Source organism: Acinetobacter sp. 1207_04, from assembly GCF_052850415.1.
The window spans coordinates 1-19,880 of the sequence record NZ_VXCQ01000024.1 but is presented as its reverse complement, the minus strand read 5'-3'; the positions used below and the strand labels follow the sequence as shown (position 1 = coordinate 19,880).

Annotated in this window: 18 protein-coding genes; 8 read left to right on the top strand and 10 right to left on the bottom strand. The window is 38.7% G+C overall.

The window, feature by feature from the left end; all coding sequences use genetic code 11:
- Positions 1 to 143: 143 nt before the first annotated feature.
- The 10 genes from FW754_RS15820 to FW754_RS15775 all read right to left on the bottom strand — a co-directional run bounded on the left by FW754_RS15820 (position 144) and on the right by FW754_RS15775 (position 12,063).
- Positions 144 to 1,673 carry a protein kinase domain-containing protein gene (locus FW754_RS15820; protein ID WP_446325188.1) on the bottom strand — a complete coding sequence of 510 codons (1,530 nt, stop codon included), beginning with the start codon at positions 1,671 to 1,673 and terminating at the stop codon, positions 144 to 146.
- Between the two features lie 52 nt (positions 1,674 to 1,725).
- Positions 1,726 to 3,453: a PP2C family serine/threonine-protein phosphatase gene (locus FW754_RS15815; RefSeq protein ID WP_446325187.1), complete on the bottom strand. Its 1,728-nt coding sequence runs from the start codon at positions 3,451 to 3,453 to the stop codon at positions 1,726 to 1,728.
- A 90-nt stretch (positions 3,454 to 3,543) separates the two neighbouring features.
- Positions 3,544 to 4,596, bottom strand: a complete 1,053-nt coding sequence (locus FW754_RS15810) for a TerY-C metal binding domain-containing protein (protein ID WP_446325186.1) — start codon at positions 4,594 to 4,596, stop codon at positions 3,544 to 3,546.
- Between the two features lie 97 nt (positions 4,597 to 4,693).
- On the bottom strand, positions 4,694 to 5,329 hold the full coding sequence (locus FW754_RS15805) for a vWA domain-containing protein (protein WP_446325185.1): 636 nt from the start codon (positions 5,327 to 5,329) through the stop codon (positions 4,694 to 4,696).
- Positions 5,330 to 5,366: 37 nt separating this feature from the next.
- On the bottom strand, positions 5,367 to 6,008 hold the full coding sequence (locus FW754_RS15800) for a TerD family protein (protein ID WP_446325184.1): 642 nt from the start codon (positions 6,006 to 6,008) through the stop codon (positions 5,367 to 5,369).
- A gap of 41 nt (positions 6,009 to 6,049) precedes the next feature.
- On the bottom strand, positions 6,050 to 6,688 hold the full coding sequence (locus FW754_RS15795) for a vWA domain-containing protein (protein ID WP_409512677.1): 639 nt from the start codon (positions 6,686 to 6,688) through the stop codon (positions 6,050 to 6,052).
- Positions 6,689 to 6,850: 162 nt separating this feature from the next.
- Positions 6,851 to 7,675 carry a hypothetical protein gene (locus tag FW754_RS15790; protein WP_446325183.1) on the bottom strand — a complete coding sequence of 275 codons (825 nt, stop codon included), beginning with the start codon at positions 7,673 to 7,675 and terminating at the stop codon, positions 6,851 to 6,853.
- Between the two features lie 234 nt (positions 7,676 to 7,909).
- Entirely contained in the window at positions 7,910 to 9,223 is a 1,314-nt protein-coding gene (locus tag FW754_RS15785) for a DcaP family trimeric outer membrane transporter (protein WP_446325182.1), read from the bottom strand.
- A gap of 122 nt (positions 9,224 to 9,345) precedes the next feature.
- Complete coding sequence (locus FW754_RS15780; RefSeq protein WP_446325181.1) at positions 9,346 to 10,725, bottom strand: MFS transporter; 1,380 nt, start codon at positions 10,723 to 10,725, stop codon at positions 9,346 to 9,348.
- A 423-nt stretch (positions 10,726 to 11,148) separates the two neighbouring features.
- The gene (locus FW754_RS15775; protein WP_409512681.1) at positions 11,149 to 12,063 is read right to left on the bottom strand and encodes a LysR substrate-binding domain-containing protein; all 915 of its coding nucleotides are present in this window, start codon (positions 12,061 to 12,063) and stop codon (positions 11,149 to 11,151) included.
- A gap of 115 nt (positions 12,064 to 12,178) precedes the next feature.
- Here FW754_RS15775 and FW754_RS15770 point away from each other — a divergent pair, with 115 nt between their 5' ends.
- The 8 genes from FW754_RS15770 (at position 12,179) to benE (ending at position 19,852) form a co-directional block, all read left to right on the top strand.
- Positions 12,179 to 13,288 (top strand): muconate/chloromuconate family cycloisomerase, encoded by a 1,110-nt coding sequence (locus FW754_RS15770; RefSeq protein WP_409512682.1) that lies wholly within the window; start codon positions 12,179 to 12,181, stop codon positions 13,286 to 13,288.
- 13 nt (positions 13,289 to 13,301) lie between these two features.
- Complete coding sequence (gene catC, locus FW754_RS15765; protein WP_409512683.1) at positions 13,302 to 13,592, top strand: muconolactone Delta-isomerase; 291 nt, start codon at positions 13,302 to 13,304, stop codon at positions 13,590 to 13,592.
- Between the two features lie 156 nt (positions 13,593 to 13,748).
- Entirely contained in the window at positions 13,749 to 14,669 is a 921-nt protein-coding gene (catA, locus tag FW754_RS15760; RefSeq protein WP_446325180.1) for a catechol 1,2-dioxygenase, read from the top strand.
- Between the two features lie 79 nt (positions 14,670 to 14,748).
- Positions 14,749 to 16,131 carry a benzoate 1,2-dioxygenase large subunit gene (gene benA, locus FW754_RS15755; RefSeq protein ID WP_446325179.1) on the top strand — a complete coding sequence of 461 codons (1,383 nt, stop codon included), beginning with the start codon at positions 14,749 to 14,751 and terminating at the stop codon, positions 16,129 to 16,131.
- Positions 16,128 to 16,631, top strand: coding sequence for a benzoate 1,2-dioxygenase small subunit (gene benB / locus FW754_RS15750; RefSeq protein WP_409512686.1), 504 nt, complete (start codon positions 16,128 to 16,130; stop codon positions 16,629 to 16,631). Before benA ends, benB begins: the two co-directional genes overlap by 4 nt.
- A 126-nt stretch (positions 16,632 to 16,757) precedes the next feature.
- Positions 16,758 to 17,774 (top strand): benzoate 1,2-dioxygenase electron transfer component BenC, encoded by a 1,017-nt coding sequence (gene benC, locus FW754_RS15745; RefSeq protein WP_409512687.1) that lies wholly within the window; start codon positions 16,758 to 16,760, stop codon positions 17,772 to 17,774.
- Between the two features lie 15 nt (positions 17,775 to 17,789).
- Positions 17,790 to 18,575 carry a benzoate diol dehydrogenase BenD gene (gene benD, locus FW754_RS15740; protein WP_409512688.1) on the top strand — a complete coding sequence of 262 codons (786 nt, stop codon included), beginning with the start codon at positions 17,790 to 17,792 and terminating at the stop codon, positions 18,573 to 18,575.
- A gap of 53 nt (positions 18,576 to 18,628) precedes the next feature.
- Complete coding sequence (gene benE / locus FW754_RS15735) at positions 18,629 to 19,852, top strand: benzoate/H(+) symporter BenE (protein WP_409512689.1); 1,224 nt, start codon at positions 18,629 to 18,631, stop codon at positions 19,850 to 19,852.
- Positions 19,853 to 19,880 lie beyond the last annotated feature (28 nt).

Genomic DNA, 19,880 nt, shown 5'->3' with positions numbered 1-19,880 from the left:
TTAGATATGAGTGTTCTCTTACCTTTCAGGAGCTGAGTCGCACTGCTACGCAAGGGAGAGGGTTTTTATTTAAAGCTCTCTCTATCCTCTTACCAAGCTAACTCCTCATTCTTAAGCAATATATATCACAAGAAAAGGAGTTTTTATGCTTCAACCATTTGCACCACAGCAAGACGTCCACCATCTTCTTTGGAAAATAAAATCTGTACGCCCTCTTTTAGTTCAATTTTTCCACCAATTGGAATTGCGGTTTTATTCGCCACATCGGTTAAATCAGGCAAGTCTTCATTCACCAACCACCACACATCATTATGTAAAACAAAATAACCCTTACGTTTAATTTGATCAGCAGTCAAACGTTCATTCGGTGCAATTAAATTATTGGCATGCCATGCGTAAATGGACTGTCTTGTCCACACCATTAAACGATGGTTATCGGATCTAAAATTGCCTTGTTGCCGTGCAGAATACAAATTCAAAATTGGTAATTTACCTTTAAATGGAGTATGACAAAATGGACATTCAGGTTGAGTCGAATTATCAAAAACATACCATTTCTGACCACAACGATGATTACGACACGGTTGGATAAGATCTACCGTTTTCACCAAAGCAGTTTCCCATTCATTGGCTGAAGGACGCTTTGCAGGATCATGTAAACCATCAATAAAACTTTTCTTAAACAATTCAGATAAATACGGGCCTGTCACGGTATAAGGTACTTTTGCAGGATCTGCCCACGGCTGTTGACTCACTTTCAGTTGTGATGTTTTCACCTGATTAGAATGATCTGCTGGATGTTCAATAAAGAGTGCTTTTTCACCCATGCCTAAAGTTTCATCTTTTTGTGGATCACTCATATCATGAATTTTTCCGCCACGCAGCGGATGGCGATACAGCAAATACATATAAATCAGAACAGCTAAGGCATGTTTATCTGTGGCGATACTCGGTAGAAAACGGTCAGGATTGTCTTTCGATAAATGACTCGTTCGCACCACCTCAGGGGCAATAAAATCAGGTGTTCCCACCACATCAGGCGGGTATTTACCTGGAACAACCAAGCCATCGACATCAATCACGCAGGCATTGCCTGTAACAGGATCGACCAAGACATTTTTATAAGATAGATCTGAATGCGCTAAACCTGCCGCGTGCATACGACGTACTGCACGTGCAATTAAAATACCTATTTTTAAATAATTTAACCAATTGCCTTTTTCACGTTCATCTAAAAATTTATTTTGATTATTTGCACTTGCAAACCATTTTCCTTCTTTTTCTTTGCCTTTAATTTGTAAAAAATCATTATTTTTAGAGCCAAACTCAAAGAAGAATTGATTTTTATAAGTTGGTGCAGTTATGCCTAATAAATTGTTATATTCAACTAAACCGTCAGGCCAACAGAAAATGTTTTTCCAATATTCTCCACCGACACCATTAAAAATCCCTTGCCATTTATTACCGACAATTTCTTTTAAACGATCTTTTTGCTGTTCAAGTGTTGCCTTTGAATCATAAAACTTATTCTTTTCTTTGCTAAAAAAACACACGACATAACTACGATCAGGTGAAAAATACACATCTTTCATCGCTCCTGAACCTATAATTTCGTCGACAAACTCAATATCCCGACCATCAATAGTTTTGCATTTAATAATTTTTGCTGACATATTTTTTACCTAAGCATCTATTTTTATACAATATATATAACGGTGACGTATTTTAACTTGAGTGCTTATTCCATAAGACAGCTATGGTTCTGTCATCATGATGCCCTGGTGTAAAAAAGTGCATCCATTCCAATAAAGCCGTATCAGCAGATTCAATTTGCATGAGTGGATCAAGCTCAGCATACAATTTTTGCCATTTCACAAAGTTCAACAAGCCTGAATCTGTTTCAAAAATCGGGTCTGAAATACCATCAGTCATGAGCAAAATGGCATCGACATCAGTAAAGCAACCAATCTTTAATCTATTGGTAAAATCATGCGTAATGCTACGGTCAAGGAAGCGGGTTTGCCCTGCATATTCGCCACCATCGGGATCATTCATTAAACGTAAATTGCTTTCACTATATAACGCAATTGCACCATCTCCCACAGAGAATGTACTAACAAAAGTTTTATCAGCCAACTTACAGACGACTGCGACTAATAATGTCGTTGAAAAATCTTTGGTATTTGCGCCTAAATCTGTCGCTTGTAGCTCAATTTGATTGAGAATGGATTTATAGATTTCATAGTAAACATGATGAAATTGTTGATTTAATTTCGTTGCTACACCAACGGTAACGTCATCTTGACTACCCACTTGCCATTTGGCTAAATCATTGTTTAGATCATCTATCGTATAGGGGTTCAGATAACGCTTAAATTCATTCTGTACAATATCTACTGCAATTCGAGAACCTTCTCTAGAATATTTCGCACTGCCTGCACCATCCGCTACAGTAATGATCGACCAAGAGCTATCTTCAATCAAATGAATCGCAAAATCATCATCACGAAATGAGCCCGCATGTTCATGTGAACGTCCACGGCGACTTGCAGCGACTATTTTATAGTTCGGGGTTTCAATAACGGCTTGATCTAAATGAACCTTAACAAACTCCTGCCCTGACTCAGGTTCAATCACTTTCCATAAACTACGTGGGTCGGCAATAACATTGAGTCGACACTGTGCAGATCGGGTTTCACCCTCAGCAATAAATTGAAAACTAAACTCAATGAGATTTGCTTCTACTGGCTGACCATGAATGCTTTTTGTATCTTCATCAAAATAAAACTGTGTATTGGGGAATTTAAAACTATCTGCTTTGTAGCTGATTTCACTTGTATCATGTGGCGAAATCACCGTAATTTTCGATTGATAGGCTTGCCCAACTCGAGCATTATCGACTTGAAATTTTACATCTTCATATTTACTTCGTCTAAACACGCTTTCAATCTCTAATCTATTTTGTTCTATTTCCGTAGGGACATTTTCTATCGGCTCGACTGCGTCCTCTTCAACAACAATTTCAGGAATCATATTTTCAGACACCTGCTCATTGCTTGCTGTGATTGGTTGTTCAACGTCTACAATTATCGTTTCTTGATGTATTGAATTTAAGTCACTCTGCAATTTTTCTTGTTCTTGCGTATATTCATCAATAAAATCAGTGATCACGGCGACATCTTGTTTTTCAATGATTTTAGAGTCAGTTTTTGAATCGGTTTTAAAATCATTTTCTACATCAAATTCAGATATTAGGTGCGATTCAGGGCGACTTGGCTCATCAATCAATGAGTCATAATTTGAAGATGCTTTTACTTTTTCAAGTTCATTGATTAATTTTGAAAGTTGTTTCAAATTCTGCGAATCTTGCAATAAAAATTGAATAAAATGCTCATCAAACTCAGATGAATTGTGTTCCAAAATTTTCTTGATTTTGCATACATCACCGTCCATGTTCAGCCTCATGTTTATTTTATTCGAATTTCATATTGCAAAAATGCATTTTAAATTGATATTGATACGAAATAATCTAACCCTAAACGACTAACCCTGTCCACGTGTAAGATCGAAGTCACCACCACCCGATGAAAAACTAATTTGTCGACGACACCATGGACATACCACAGATTCTCGGTAACCGTCATAACACATCAAGTTGCCACAACCACAGACTGCAAAAGCCGTTTCAGCAAAACAGTGCGGACACTCAGGAAATCCATCCAACTCTGCTGTGTTAATTTGCTTATTTGGTGCTTGATGATCCGACCACGTAAAATATTCTTCTGAAATAACACTACAGGTATTAAGCTTAAAATTATAAATATTGATATTTAAATCGGCAGGACTTTTATACTGTAAGTTCTTGGTATATTTGATGATATAAGGCTTACCCATTTTCTGACAACGTCCAACAAATGTTGCACAATTTTCATCGACCTTATTTTTACTGATGGATAAAGCATCTTTTGCTAAACGCATATAACGTTCATCTAAAGGTAGTAAATCATTCTTCTGCTGATTACTTCCCACACTAATACTTTGCGACACAACGGAAGCAGTAATCCATTTACATAGCCCTTTGACATATTCAGGAGTAATTTGATCAATCGAAATGGTATTTTCAGTGATTTTCTTCAATATAGAAAAATCAACATCTGCACCAAGTCCTATGGCAACCACTGTAGCTTTATTGGCATATTGCATATTCCAACGCTGAATTGCTTGCTCATATTCATCTGTCGGACGACCATCAGTAAAAATGTAAACCATGGGTTTCCAATCACCTTTAACCTCTGTCGTGGTTTTTAGTACATAACGATCAATTTCTTGCCCCAAATGATCAAGAGCTTTACCCAAATGCGTTCCACCACCTAAAGGAAAGCTAAAATGATTAAATGCAAAGAGTTCAGTTAAAGGAACTAAGGTACGTACAATGCCTGCATAAGCAATAATAGAAATATAAACTGTTTCAAGAGCATACGGATCTTTTCTTAAGCCACTTAAAATCAGCTCAACACCTTCTTGCACAGAATCTATCGGCTCTCCCACCATAGACTCAGAGCAATCAAGTACAAAAAATACGGGCAATCTACGCATACTTCCACCTGTTTATTTTTACAGAACAACGCAAGTTTTTCTATTTACAAAGTATTGGTTTTCTCACATACAGTGTAAGTAAAAAAACATATTCAACTTATAAAACCAATTGAATTTCAGCAGGTGGCGGTGGCAATGAAATTGAATCCGTCACGCCTGCACTACTACTGCCTGCAACAACACTTGCAGAAACCCATTTAAAGAAACTTGCAAAGCTGTTTGAGTCCATACTGTCTAAAACAACGACTTGACTGGTCAGTTGTAATAACGATTCTGTTTTAGCTTTCGGGCCTGCTGCACAGGCAACAATTGTGGCAAAATTTAACTGTTTAATGGTTGGAAGCATTTGTTGATACGCATAGACATCTGAAGGCGAGCCATCAGTCATTAGAAATAATAATGGACGCCAATCACCTTTCACATCATCCGTACTTTTTTGAACGTGCTGCCCAACTTCCTGTGCCAATAATTCAAGCGCAGCCCCCATAAATGTTGCCCCTGCACTCGGCACATCTAAATCAGGAATTTGCACTTGATCAAGTGGCGTTAAAGGCAAATAAACTTTCGCTTCCAGATCAAAGGTAATCACACTCAAATACACACTTTCAAGTGCATAGGGGTCTTGTCGTAATGCACTGAGCATCGACTGTAAACCCACATTCACAGAGTGAATGGGTTCTCCACGCATTGAACCCGAAGTGTCCAACAATATATAAACAGGTAAACGACGCATAAAGCTCTCTTTACATTAATATTAATTAAATCATTTTTTAACTATATTTTTTTAGCCATTCCACAAAATTATCGGATGTCGATGAATTTCCGACAGCATTAAATTTCCAGCCATTATTTTGTCTAACCAATTCAGCAAATAATAATGAACGTTGTTGATCATACTGTCCAATACCAGACAAATCAAAACGAACCATCTCTTTACCTGAACCATCTACAGCACGAATAAATGCATTTTTAACTTGACCAAAATGTTGATTATTCTTTGTAGCATTATAAATTTGCACAATAAAAACGATCTTATGATATTCAGGTGCAAGGGTATTTAATTTAACAATGATCTGCTCATCATCACCATCACCCGCACCTGTGCGATTATCGCCTGTTAACCAAATTTGACCTGAACGATGTCTTTGATTATTAAAATAAATCACATCACTATTTGTCAAAGTCGCTTGTCCTTGAGCATTCCAACCCAAATCTTTCACTTTACTATTACTATCACACAAAAATGCCACGACATCCAAATCATGCTCTTCAGCTCCACCACCAAACAGCCCACCTAGAAAGCCTTTTTTCTGCTCAATAATATCCCAACCTAAACCAATGGTAACGAGAGATAAATTATGCTCAGATTTTTCCAGTGTCAGTCCTTGACCTTTTGCTAAGGTTATTGCCATTTTATTTTCCTTTTTATATATTTTTTTCCATGATATATCAGTTATAGAACAACGTTAACTTCAGGTGGTGGCGGTGGTAAATCATTTAGACCTGATACTTCTTTTTGTCCTGCATCGACTTTTTGGCTACCTGTAGAAATACTTGCAGATACCCATTTAAAGAAGGCTTTAATGGTATTTGAATCCGCTGTCGCTAATTCAACAACGACTTCAGTAATTTGCTTTAAAATACTCGTATCTGCGTTATGACCTGCTGCACAAGCAATCACCATACCTGTTTTTGCCTGTTTTAAGCGTGCTAGACCTTTTTTCCAATCATCCGTTGGTGCACCATCCGTCATAATAAAAATCAAAGGTTTCCAATCACCACGTATATCGTGTGTGGTTTTTTGCACTTCCTGATCTATTTTATCTGCCAACAATGCAAGCGCATCACCCAATTGTGTTGTACCCGTTGCACGTAACTGAGGTGGCTGAAACATAGCAATTTCAGTCAATGGGGTAAGCTGTTTTGCTTGAGTATCAAAAGTAATGATGGATAAAAATGCCGTTTCAAGCGCATAAGGGTCTTGTCTGAGCGATGAAACTAAGATTTCAACACCATTTTTGACAGCCTCAATTGGCTCGCCGTGCATTGAACCTGAAGTATCTAATAATAAATATACGGGTAATCTTCTCATTTATTGATCTCTACTTGATGTTTTAGTTCATTTTTAATCTTTATGAATTCTTTTATATAAAATAATAGGCTAAAAACAAAGCATTTTTTAATAAATATCGAGTAGCTACCCATTTATATAAACATTAAAAGATACATTCAATAAATTAGTATAATTTCAATATCAATCTGTCCAATTTACCTTTTTCTCCACATAAAACTGCTGAGAAGGTTCATATTGAAAGATACTTTTATACGGCTTTTTCGGCTGATTCTCATCAATATAAGTAACCTCAATCGGGAAATACACAGACTGATTCTGAATGACCTTTAATGTAGAAGTCACAGTGGACGCCATTTCAGGGCGATCTGCATAAAAACTTGCGGTACTCCCTCCTGCATGTCCAATTTGAACCGCTTGAGGCTGAGCATCATCAGGAAGTAAAATACCATACCATAATGACTCTTCTTGACCACCTGCTCCAGTAAATGTCGCATATACATAACTGCCCATCATGTTTGCGCCAAATTTTTGCACATTTTCTTTGAACTGTTTTTGAAAATCTAACATAAGATGTCCATTTGAAGATGGAATATCTTCTTGATTTTTCGCCAATCCAGTCAGTACAAATTGATTCCCCTGCTTTTTATAGACCAGTATATCCACCTGACTTGAACATGCTCTGCAACTACTGATATATCCATCATAATATTTAGCGGTCTCCATAATGACTAAATAGCGAAATTCACCTTGAACATTCGTATATGTAATGACTGGATGCATAAACGCCAAAACATTCGACTCAAGCAATGTGTTGGGAAATTGATGAAAATATTGTTCAGATGAATCTGTGGCAGGTGCTAATACCACTGGTTGTTTATTCCGTTGATAAGCCGTTTCCAATACAGTGTCTAAATCGAGCACATTGTGTTTTTTAGAAAATATTTCGACTGATTTTACAACTGAATTATTGGTATTTAATATTGGAACATGGGCGCAAGCTGTCATAACACCAGATATAAAAGCCAGTACACTTATTTTAAAACCTATATTTTGCATATTTTATCTACTTATTACGTGATTTATTTTCAATATTTAAGCCTCTACAAAATATAGCATGTTGCTCTGCATTATTTATAAAAAAACAGGCAATTGAAAATCAATCGCCTGTTTTATGCTAAGTGAGTAGTGAATAAAAATGAATCTAATCACTCATGGTTCACATTTTTTAAAAAAAATACTTTAAAAATTATACTGAGCCAACATACTTACACGGTTGTCTTCACCCTTTTTTGTACCATCTTCTAAGGCTGTAAATACTTCACGCTCACCATACACATATTCCAAACCAAAACTAATTGGCTTCACTGGACTGTAGAACACATTTACCCACGCTTGCCATAATTCTTTATTGGCTTGTGGTGAAGCTACGATATATGTCTGATCTTCTTTAAACTTCATATAGCCATAACCCAGTGTTGCACGAGTTTTGTCATTAATTTTTTGTGCTACACCGACAGTAATTGAGTCAAATTCACTGAGTGCAACAATTTCACTACCTTGTTTTACCACACCACTGTTTGCCCATGACACAAAACTGCTGTCACCTTTGACATGGTAATAATCTGCTTTCAGACTGGTTTGTGGTGTGAAATCATATTTTGCCCCTAAACCTACACCCCATGACCATTCTTCATTACTTTCAATACGTTTTTCATGTGCCATAGTGCGTAGACTCATATTTAAGTCATCACCAATTTTTTGATTCCAACGTGCAGTCAATGCAGGTAAACGTGCTTGAACCGTACTATCTTTCGGATCTTCTGCTGCAACAACCAATTGTGAGCCGGGTTGAATCGTATAACTATAACGAACTTGAGGTGTGCGTTTGACTGAACCGCCGACATAGCCCAGTGCATCGATGGTTTCAGGCATATAATCTGGTACTGCAAAGTTTGACCATGTTTGACCAATCAACCATTGGTTATAGTTCAAATAAGCATGGCGAATACGTAAATTGTCTAAACCTGCTCCGCCCAAAAAATCCATTTCAAGTTTGCCCGAAACTGTTTGATCTAACACTGGACTCTTAAAATCTAAACCAATACGTGTTGCTGAAAGTGTCGATTTAAATTCATCAGAACGTTCTTTATCTCCTTTTAACGGTACAGTATTGATTTGATTATATAAGCGCGAAGCACTGCCACCTTCTGCTTGATAAGAAGCATCTAAACGAATATTTCCGTAAACTTTAACTTCTGCTTTAGCAAGGCTCAATATACCATTGGGCGGTTCCACAGCCTTTGTCGGACTATTTACAACAGCTACAGATGCAACAGGACTTGTAACCTGTGTTGTTATGGTCGTATTACTTTGGCTATAAGATTGTAGTAATTGACGTAATTCTTGCACTTCTTGGCGCAATTGTTGAATATCTTGTTTATTTTCTGCAGTGACAGCATCTGTCTGCTGTGCAAAGCTTTGTGTTGCAAAAGTCATTGAAACTAAAGTGATAGCTAGGCTTAATGCCTTCATATTTAAGTTTTTCACGGACATACCTATCCTGAGAAAGAAATAATCTTTCCTGATTATTAAGTTAAGGGGATAATTTCTTGATCAGTGAACACTGATCAGGTTTTGGGTTATCAAGATCGTTTGATAACCCAAGTGACGGTTACTTATGAATGTGAACTGATGTTTGCGGTTTTGACTTCAGCAGCGGCTTGAGCTTGATGTGCAATTTTGCCATCTACAGATGCTTTCATATTGACCAAGAATATTGCAAGTGCAGCAATAACGCCTGGAATTGCAATCATAAGGAAATTCATTTGGTGTGGAAGATTCATTGTTAATAATGCACCTGTAAGCACAGGTCCTACAATTGCTCCAATTCGACCAATACCTGACGCCCAACCCATGCCCGTAGAACGAACAGTTGATGGATAGTACTGCGCGACAAAAGTGTACAGTAAAATTTGTGAACCAATTGTTGCAGCACCTGCGACAGCAATTAATGTATATAAAACTATTTGTGGACTATTAAAGCCAAGTAAAATTAAGGCAATAGCACCACTCATAAACATAATTGTGAGTACTTTTTTAATATGAAAACGGTCTGCCAATGCCCCACCACCAATTGCACCAACCATACCGCCAATGTTAAGTGCAAATAAGAAAATCATACTTGCACCAAGTGAATAACCTGCCTGAATCATTAGTTTTGGTAACCAACTACCCAATGCATACACCATTAACAAGCACATAAAGAAAGCAACCCAGAACATGAATGTACTGAAACTACGACCTTGTTGAAATAATGCCTTTAATGGTGCTTCATCACCTTTAGTTACATCATCCAGTACAAACTGAGTCTGTGTTGTAATCGCTTGCTCAGGTGCAATTTTTTGTACAATATTACTGACCTTTTCAAGTTCTTTTTTATTGGTCAAATACATTAAAGATTCAGGTAAAAACTTCCAAACCAATGGCAACGCCAATAACGGTAAAATCGCAATATAGAACATGATTTGCCAGCCGTGTAATGGTACTAACCAAGCTCCAAGCAAAGCTGAACTCATTCCACCAATCGCATAACCACTAAACATTAGTGCAACTAAAGTACTACGAATACGTTTAGGCGCATATTCAGTCATTAGTGCAACGACATTTGGCATCACTCCACCAATACCCAAACCTGCAAGGAAGCGTAAAATACCAAACTCCGTTGGATTAGAAGCAAATGCACCTAAAAATGTGAAACCACTAAAGATTGCCACACAAATCATAATAGTCTTTTTGCGACCAATTTTATCGGATAATGTCCCAAAACACATTGCACCAAACATCATGCCAAAAAGTGCCGTACTCGCAAGTAAACCTGCTTGTACTGCATTGAGTCCCCATTCCTGCATCAAAAGCGGAAGTGCAACCCCATAAATAACTAAATCATAACCATCAAAAATAATAATCAATAAACACCAAAATAAAACACCCCAATGAAATGGCGTAAATTTCGCCTCATCAATGAGTGTATTAATATTTAATTTTCCGGCTTCCATCGTCTGCCTCCTGCAAATGAAATAACTTCAAATCCTGTGCGTACTGTGAGGCAGTACAGATAAAATGTCCAAAACCGAATTTATCTATATATATACCTTCTGAGTTGGTTGAAAATCACCCACACAAATATAAATCCCATAAAAAAACCTAAAATAGTTAGTTTTTCTAATCAAATTATTTAAAAAAATAATTACAAAATTTACACAGCTAGAAGTCTTGTTGACACAAACTCAATGAGTCATAACGCTACTTTTCATACATGACAAAGAAAAAATCTTTCGTAAGGAGGCACTGTTTATAGGAAAATAAGCAGACTGAATAACCCTGTATGCTAAAGTCTATAATTATTTTTGATTATTTATTCTGAATGATTATTCTTTAAAGAAAATAGGTAGACCAAAGTCTACCCTGTTTTCTATCTTTTAAATGAAGGTGCGATCATATTTAAATGCTTCTAAGTCATAAACCTGATAAATACAATCAATAAGAGAACGAATATCCTCACTTTCATCTAAATTTCGGAATGTCATGAAAATTGCGCTGATCGCTGTTTCATCTAAAATAGGTATATAGTTTAAATGTGCCAATTGGATCGTTTGGGTGCTCTCGGGAACAATACAAATCCCTTCTCCCGCTGCCACCAACCCCAAGGCAAGCTGAATTTCTCGAACGTGTTTCAGGTTTTCTGGTTCCAAGTTGTACTCTGCAAACAAGTTTTGTACATGCGTAGCAAAACTAGGTGTGACATTATTGGGGTATAAAAAAATTGTTTCATCTGCCAAATCTGCCAAATAAACGCCTTTTTTATGTACCGCAAGAGGATGGCTTGAGTGCACGGCCATCATTAACCGCTCTTCACGCAATAATAGTCGATTTAACGCAGGATCTGAGATTCGTAAACGCCCAAAACCCACATCTATACGCCCTTCTTTGAGCGCCTTCACTTGTTGCAAAGTCGTCATTTCAACCAATTCGATCTTTAAATGTGGTTGTTGCTGTCTATATAAGAAAACAATTTTAGACAATAAACCATAGAGCAATGATCCGACAAAACCCATCGTTACAGTACGTTCAACCATACCTATACGCTTAGTCATCGATTTCACTTCTTCCGCATTGGTCAGTATTTTGACGGCATGCTGATAAAAAAAGTGTCCTGCCTGTGTGGTTTTGAGAGGGCGACTTCCTCTCTCAAATAAAGCAATCCCTAGCTCTGCTTCTAAATTTTGAATTTGACGGCTGAGTGGCGGTTGAGCAATAAATAATTTCTCCGCTGCCTTTGTGAAACTTTGTTCTTCTACTACAGCAACAAAGTAGCGTAAATGTCTTAGCTCCATGAACCTTCATACCTTTAAAATATATTAAAATGCAAAAATGGTCTTCGACAGTATTTTAGCATTCCTTTAAGGTATACCACAAGAAAGACACATTGCAAGAATGCTTAGAGTAGATATGTACAAATCCATCGAAACATTGCTTGTCGAGATACCGACCATTCGTCCTCACAAGATGGCTGTAGCGACAATGCAGACACAAACCCTTGTTCTCATCCGAATTGAAACCGAAGACGGTTTTATCGGTTGGGGTGAAGCGACCACAATCGGTGGATTAGGGTATGGCGAAGAAAGTCCTGAAAGCATTAAAACCAATATTGAAACTTATTTTGCGCCTTTACTGAAATCTTTAGAGTTGCCCAATATTGCGCAAACCATGCGTGCCTTAAATAAAAATATCAATGGCAATCGTTTTGCTAAATGTGCCATTCAAACTGCGCTACTTGATATTCAAGCACAACGTTTAGATTTACCGCTTTCTGAACTTTTAGGTGGACGTTTACGTGACAGCGTACCTGTACTTTGGGTATTGGCATCTGGCGATACCGAAAAAGACATTGCTGAAGCTCAAAAAATGATTGCGGCAAAACGCCACAATGTTTTCAAACTTAAAATTGGTTCTCGTGCTGTTGAAGCAGACGTTGAACACGTTCTAGCAATAAAAAAAGCCTTGGGCAAAGACATCTCAATTCGTGTTGATGTAAACCGTGCTTGGTCAGAATTAGAGGCAATTAAAGGTATTCAGCTATTACAAGATGGCGGTGTGGATCTGATTGAGCAACCCTGTGCCATTGACAATATTGATGCCATGGAACACCTCACTCGACGTTTTGATATTGCCATTATGGCTGATGAATCTCTTATGGGTCCATCAAGCGCTTATCGCCTTGCTAAAAATAATGCAGCTTCTGTCTTTGCAGTCAAAGTTGCACAGTCAGGTGGTCTCATTGAAGGTCGTGATGTATCAACTGTTGCCCATCTTGCAGGAATTGATCTGTATGGTGGCACCATGCTTGAAGGTCCTGTCGGCACCATTGCATCAGCACATTTATTTTCTACATTCGACAATCTTGCATATGGTACCGAACTGTTTGGTCCGTTGTTATTGACCGATGATATTTTAAAAACACCATTGCAATACCAAGACTTTGAACTTCATCTTCCACAAGGTGCTGGTCTAGGCATTGAAATGGATGAAGACAAAATCGACCGTTTACGCCGTCAGTAATTAGGAGCTACGCATGTTATTTCAAGTACGTATGGACGTTAATATCCCAAAGGATATGCCCGCTGAAACAGCAGCCGAAATTAAAGCTGTAGAAAAAGCTTATTCTCATGATTTACAGCGTCAAGGTAAATGGCGTCACATTTGGCGCATTACAGGTCAGTATTCAAACACCAGTATTTTTGATGTCGAAAGTAACGAAGAACTGCACAACATTTTGCAAGGTCTTCCCCTTTATCCATACATGAATATTGAAGTAATGGCATTAAATCGCCACCCATCTTCAATCCATGAAGATGATCGTTAATTAAAAAATTAAGCGGTTATAAAATTTTATACACGCTTAAATCTGGAATACATCCAGAGGGTTTACAAAATCGCGTAACAAGGAAAGTGGCAGCCAAGCTTCAAATTAATTTAAAGAAGCGAGCCACCATCGTAAGCATACTCAAGGAGTTATAGTATGAATCGTCAAGCAATTGATATCTTAGTTAAAAAAATGAATGTTGATACAGCAACTGGTCCAGTTGATGCACGTACTCAACAAATTGTTGTTCGTTTAGTTGGAGATCTATTCCAAGCAATTGAAGACTTAGACATTTCACAAACGGAACTGTGGAAAGGATTAGAGTATTTCACTGATGCAGGTCAAGCAAATGAACTTGGCTTATTAGCAGCAGGTTTAGGTTTAGAGCATTACTTAGATTTACGTGCTGATGAGGCTGATGCTAAAGCAGGTATCACAGGTGGTACACCACGTACTATCGAAGGTCCTTTATATGTTGCAGGTGCACCTGAAACTGTAAGCTTCACACGTATGGATGATGGCTCAGAAGAAGGGAAAATCCCGACTTTAATCATCGACGGTACAGTGAAAGATGCTGAAGGTAACCTTATTGAAGGTGCTAAAGTTGAAATTTGGCATGCAAACAGTTTAGGTAACTATTCGTTCTTTGATAAATCACAGTCTGATTTTAACCTACGTCGCTCAGTAATTACTGCTGCTGATGGTCAATATACAGCACTGACCACAATGCCTGTCGGTTATGGCTGCCCTCCACAAGGTACAACTCAATTTGTACTCGACAAATTAGGTCGTCATGGTAACCGTCCATCACACGTTCATTACTTCGTAACTGCGCCTGGTTTCCGTAAATTGACTACGCAATTCAACATTGAAGGCGACCAATACCTTTGGGATGACTTCGCATTCGCAACACGTGATGGCTTAGTCGCAACTGCTGTTGATGTGACTGATGAAGCTGAAATCGCACGCCGTGGTTTAACGGGTGCATTCAAACACATTCAATTTAATGTTGAATTGGTTGCAGATAAACAAGGTGCGCCTTCAACTGAAGTTGATCGTCGTCGCGCTAGCGCTTAATTACTCAGAAGTTCAGAGATATCAGTTTGCTTATTGCGCTGATATTTCTTGGGTTTAGCTAAAATTTGGAGAGGCGATCATGCCACGTATTCCTGTTATTAATACCAGCCATCTTGACCGTATTGATGAATTACTTGTAGACGATTTTGAAACAGGTGAATTTAAACTTCATCGTTCAGTATTTACTGATCAAGCCCTATTCGACCTTGAAATGAAATATATTTTTGAAGGCAACTGGGTTTACTTGGCACATGAAAGTCAAATTCCAAATAATAACGATTACTACACGACACATATTGGTCGCCAACCGATTTTAATTGCACGTAACCGCCAAGGTGAATTAAATGCAATGATCAATGCATGTTCACACCGTGGTGCACAGCTTTGCCGTAACAAACGTGGTAATAAAGCAACCTATACTTGCCCTTTCCATGGTTGGACTTTTAACAACTCTGGTAAATTATTAAAAGTTAAAGATCCATCTGATGCAGGTTATTCAGACTGCTTTAACAAAGAAGGTTCTCACGATCTTAAAAAAGTAGCTCGTTTTGAAAACTATAAAGGCTTCTTATTTGGTAGCTTAAACGAAGATGTATTACCTTTAACAGAATTCCTAGGTGAAACCACAAAAATCATCGACATGATCGTGGGTCAGTCTGATCAAGGTTTAGAAGTTTTACGTGGTGCATCGACCTATACCTATGAAGGTAACTGGAAATTGACCTCTGAAAACGGTGCAGACGGTTATCACGTTTCAGCAGTTCATTGGAACTATGCTGCAACAACGCAACAACGTAAAGAAAAAGAAGCCGCGGACAACGTTCGTGCAATGAGCGCAGGTTCTTGGGGTAAACAAGGTGGTGGTTCATACGGCTTTGAAAATGGTCATATGCTCCTTTGGACACAATGGGCAAACCCAGAAGACCGCCCTAACTTCCCAAAAGCGGAAGAATATGCAGAGAAGTTTAGCCCTGCAATGTCGAAATGGATGATTGAGCGTTCACGTAACCTATGTCTATATCCAAACGTGTATTTAATGGATCAATTTGGTTCACAAATCCGTGTACTTCGTCCACTTTCTGTCAATAAAACTGAAGTAACGATTTACTGTATTGCACCTGTCGGTGAAGAGCCAGAAGCACGTACACGCCGTATTCGCCAATATGAAGATTTCTTTAATGCATCAGGCATGGCAACACCAGATGACTTAGAAGAATTCCGTGCTTGTCAAACAGGCTACGCAGGTATTGAACTTGAGTGGAACGATATGTGCCGTGGTTCTAAGCATTGGGTTCAAGGTCCAGATGCAGTTGCTGACGAAATTGGTTTAAAACCAAAACTTTCATGTATTAAAACTGAAGATGAAGGCTTATATCTTGCACAGCATCAGTACTGGTTAACTGAGGTTAAAAAGGCAATTCAATCTGAAAAAGCTTTGGCTGAACAAGGAGATCACGCATGAGTAATGCAAATCTTGACGCAACATTTGAATCAGTAAGCCAATTCCTTTTTAAAGAAGCTCGCCTACTTGATGATGAACAATGGGATGAATGGTTACAGTGTTATGCACCAACTGCACCCTTTTGGATGCCAGCTTGGGATGACGATGACACATTAATCACTGATCCACAAAAAGAAATTTCATTGATCTACTATCCTGATCGTCAAGGTTTAGAAGACCGTGTATTCCGTATTAAAACAGAACGCTCTTCTGCAACTATGCCCGATACACGTACCTGTCACAATGTAAACAACATTGAGATTTTAGAACGCCATGAAGATAAAGTCGTTGTTCGCTTTAACTGGAACACTTTAAGTTTCCGTTACAAGACATCGTATAGCTACTTTGGCATGTCACGCTACGAAATCGATTTATCGGGCGATCAGGCACAAATTTTAAGCAAATATGTGGTGCTGAAAAACGATTACATCAATCAAGTGATCGATATTTATCACCTCTAAATTAACATTTTCCATCTCTAAGTACTTTTGGTTCAGTTAGCCACACATCCTGAACAAACCTTTAGTCAAATGGAATTTTGACTAGAGGTCTCCCCAAGTTCTAAAGTTTTCAAAGGATATTCAGCCATGTCAAACCACAATATTGCACTTCAGTTCGAAGATGGCGTAACACGTTTTATTTCAGTGACTCAAGGCGAATCACTTTCTGATGCAGCTTACCGTCAAAAAATCAATATTCCACTAGACTGCCGTGATGGTGCATGTGGTACATGCCGTGCCTTTTGTGAATCGGGTACATATGATATGCCTGAAGAACTTTATATTGAAGATGCATTAACTCCTGAAGAAGCCGCACAAGGTTATATTTTGGCATGCCAATGTAAACCAACTTCTGATGCTGTGTTCCAAATACAAGCCTCATCTGATGTGTGTAAAACAGAAATTCACGCTTACCAAGGCACTTTGGCATGTGTAGAAAACCTATCAGAATCAACTATTACTTTTGATATTCAGCTTGATGAAGGTCAACCTGCTATTAACTTCCTTGCAGGTCAATATGTCAATGTTGGCATTCCAGGGACAACAGAAACACGCTCATATTCATTTAGTTCAAAACCAGGCAATCGCTTAACAGGTTTTGTCGTACGTAACGTACCGAATGGCAAAATGAGTAGTTTTTTAAGCCAAACTGTTCAAGTTGGCGACAAAATGACTTTTACTGGTCCATTTGGTAGCTTCTACTTACGTAATGTTGTACGCCCTGTCGTCATGCTTGCAGGCGGTACAGGTATTGCACCATTCATGTCAATGCTTCAAGTATTAGAAGAAAAAGGCTCTGAACATCCTGTCCGCTTAGTCTTTGGTGTGACCAATGATTTTGACTTGGTGGCAATTGAAGAACTACAAAAATTACAAGAAAAACTCTCTTGGTTCGAATTCCGCACAGTTGTGGCATCACCTGATTCAGCACATGAGCGTAAAGGCTATGTGACAGGTCATATCGACAATGACTGGTTAAATGGCGGCGATGTAGACGTTTACTTATGTGGTCCTGTGCCAATGGTTGATGCTGTACGTGGTTGGTTGGATGCTGAAGGCGTAAAACCTGCTAATTTCTTATTCGAAAAATTCTCAGCAAACTAATTGAGAGCGATTCAAATGTCAGTTCAAGAAAGATTTTTAAATAAAGTTGTAATTGTGACGGGTGCTGCTCAAGGCATCGGTCGTGGAGTTGCCTTACAAGTTGCAAGCGAAGGTGCGCAAGTTGTTTTAGCCGATTTATCTGATTTTGTCGAAGAAACATTGGCAGAAATTGAAGCACAAGATGGCGATGCGATTATTGTCAAAGCCAATCTTGAAACTTATGCAGGCGCTCAGTCTGTGGTTGCCAAAGCCATTGAAACTTATGGTCGTGTTGATGTACTCATCAACAATGTTGGCGGTGCAATTTGGATGAAACCTTTTGAAGAATTTTCAGAAGAAGAAATCATCAAAGAAGTTAATCGCTCATTGTTCCCGACCATGTGGTGTTGTCGTGCAGTTTTACCAGAAATGCTGAAAAGTCAGAAAGGTACGATTGTTAATGTATCTTCCATTGCGACACGTGGGATTAACCGTGTGCCTTACTCTGCCTCTAAAGGTGGTGTAAATGCTTTAACGGCTGCTTTAGCATTTGAACATGCAAAAGACGGTATTCGTGTAAATGCAGTTGCAACGGGTGGTACAGAAGCACCGCCACGTAAAGTGCCACGTAATGCCAATCCATTGACAGATAATGAAAAGCAATGGATGCAAGAAGTGGTTGATCAAACCATTGATCGTAGCTTTATGCACCGTTACGGCACGATTCAAGAACAAGTGAATGCAATTGTTTTCCTTGCTTCCGATGATTCTTCATATATGACAGGTACGGTCGTTCCTGTTGGTGGTGGCGATCAGGGTTAACCCTGATCCACTCAACATTCACAGGATCATTGAATGCATGGAGGCAAAATACAATGGCAACCCTGATTAAAACATTAAAAGAAGATTGGTCACTGTCAGCTACGGTCGCAGGTTTCCTCGCCGTGCTGATTTCTTATGCTGGTCCGATGATTATTTTCTTTCAAGCCGCACAACAAGCAAATGTATCTTCCACCATGATGGCCTCATGGATTTGGGGAAGTTCGATTGGTGCAGCGATTACGGGGATTATTCTCTCCATCAAATATAAAGCACCAATTATTACTGCATGGTCAGCGCCTGGTACGGCATTATTGGTGGCTCTATTTCCTCATATTTCACTCAATGAAGTTGTGGCTGCTTATATTACATCGGCGGTAATTATTTTTTTCATTGGCATTACAGGTTCTTTTGACAAACTTTTAAAATGGATTCCGCATGGTGTTGCTGCTGGCATGATGGCAGGCATCTTGTTCCAATTTGGCGTGGGATTATTCAAAGCCACGGACAGTATGCCTTATGTCGTTTTTGGCATGTTGGCATGTTTTTTATTGGCAAAACGTTTTTCACCACGCTATGCGATTATTTGGGTTTTATTATCAGGAATTGCCTTGAGTGTTCTCTTTGGAAAAATCAATCCTGTACCCATGAATTTCTCTTTAGCCATTCCTGAATTGATTATGCCTGAATGGACATGGTCATCGACTTTAAACCTTGCCATTCCACTCACCATTGTCAGTTTAACGGGACAATTTTTACCAGGCATGGCAATTTTAAAACTCAGTGGCTATAACACCCCTGCGAAACCCATTCTCAGCGTTGCAAGTATTGTGTCGTTGGCTGTGGCAATCACAGGCGGTATCACCATTGTATTGGCAGCTATTACCGCCGCACTTTGCACAGGTAAAGATTCACACGAATTAAAAGAAAAACGTTATATCGCAGGTATCGCCAATGGTATTTTTTATATTTTGGGCGGCTTATTTGCCGGCAGTATTGTCATGCTGTTTAGCATTTTACCTAAAGAATTGGTCGCTGCGCTTGCAGGGCTTGCGTTGCTTGGGGCAATTGCCACCAATATTTCAGTTGCCATGAAAGATGAATCACAACGTGATGCTGCATTAATCACCTTTCTTGCCACAGTATCAGGCATGCACTTTTTAGGATTTAGCTCAGTATTTTGGGGCATTTGTATTGGGATGATTTCACATTTGGTCTTAAGCAAACGTGAAGAAAAAATCATCACACCGCCTTCTACTCAAAACTCTGCACAGAGTTAATTGAGAACACGTTTGACGAGGAAACATT

What these genes read in the sequence shown, in the direction of transcription:
- FW754_RS15785 (WP_446325182.1), bottom strand. Translation starts at nt 9,223, where the DNA reads ATGTCCGTGAAAAACTTAAATATGAAGGCATTAAGCCTAGCTATCACT.
- FW754_RS15815 (WP_446325187.1), bottom strand. Translation starts at nt 3,453, where the DNA reads ATGGACGGTGATGTATGCAAAATCAAGAAAATTTTGGAACACAATTCA.
- FW754_RS15780 (WP_446325181.1), bottom strand. Translation starts at nt 10,725, where the DNA reads ATGGAAGCCGGAAAATTAAATATTAATACACTCATTGATGAGGCGAAA.
- benA (WP_446325179.1), top strand. Translation starts at nt 14,749, where the DNA reads ATGCCACGTATTCCTGTTATTAATACCAGCCATCTTGACCGTATTGAT.
- benE (WP_409512689.1), top strand. Translation starts at nt 18,629, where the DNA reads ATGGCAACCCTGATTAAAACATTAAAAGAAGATTGGTCACTGTCAGCT.
- FW754_RS15775 (WP_409512681.1), bottom strand. Translation starts at nt 12,063, where the DNA reads ATGGAGCTAAGACATTTACGCTACTTTGTTGCTGTAGTAGAAGAACAA.
- benB (WP_409512686.1), top strand. Translation starts at nt 16,128, where the DNA reads ATGAGTAATGCAAATCTTGACGCAACATTTGAATCAGTAAGCCAATTC.
- FW754_RS15810 (WP_446325186.1), bottom strand. Translation starts at nt 4,596, where the DNA reads ATGCGTAGATTGCCCGTATTTTTTGTACTTGATTGCTCTGAGTCTATG.
- FW754_RS15770 (WP_409512682.1), top strand. Translation starts at nt 12,179, where the DNA reads ATGTACAAATCCATCGAAACATTGCTTGTCGAGATACCGACCATTCGT.
- FW754_RS15795 (WP_409512677.1), bottom strand. Translation starts at nt 6,688, where the DNA reads ATGAGAAGATTACCCGTATATTTATTATTAGATACTTCAGGTTCAATG.
- catA (WP_446325180.1), top strand. Translation starts at nt 13,749, where the DNA reads ATGAATCGTCAAGCAATTGATATCTTAGTTAAAAAAATGAATGTTGAT.
- benC (WP_409512687.1), top strand. Translation starts at nt 16,758, where the DNA reads ATGTCAAACCACAATATTGCACTTCAGTTCGAAGATGGCGTAACACGT.
- catC (WP_409512683.1), top strand. Translation starts at nt 13,302, where the DNA reads ATGTTATTTCAAGTACGTATGGACGTTAATATCCCAAAGGATATGCCC.
- benD (WP_409512688.1), top strand. Translation starts at nt 17,790, where the DNA reads ATGTCAGTTCAAGAAAGATTTTTAAATAAAGTTGTAATTGTGACGGGT.
- FW754_RS15800 (WP_446325184.1), bottom strand. Translation starts at nt 6,008, where the DNA reads ATGGCAATAACCTTAGCAAAAGGTCAAGGACTGACACTGGAAAAATCT.
- FW754_RS15820 (WP_446325188.1), bottom strand. Translation starts at nt 1,673, where the DNA reads ATGTCAGCAAAAATTATTAAATGCAAAACTATTGATGGTCGGGATATT.
- FW754_RS15790 (WP_446325183.1), bottom strand. Translation starts at nt 7,675, where the DNA reads ATGACAGCTTGCGCCCATGTTCCAATATTAAATACCAATAATTCAGTT.
- FW754_RS15805 (WP_446325185.1), bottom strand. Translation starts at nt 5,329, where the DNA reads ATGCGTCGTTTACCTGTTTATATATTGTTGGACACTTCGGGTTCAATG.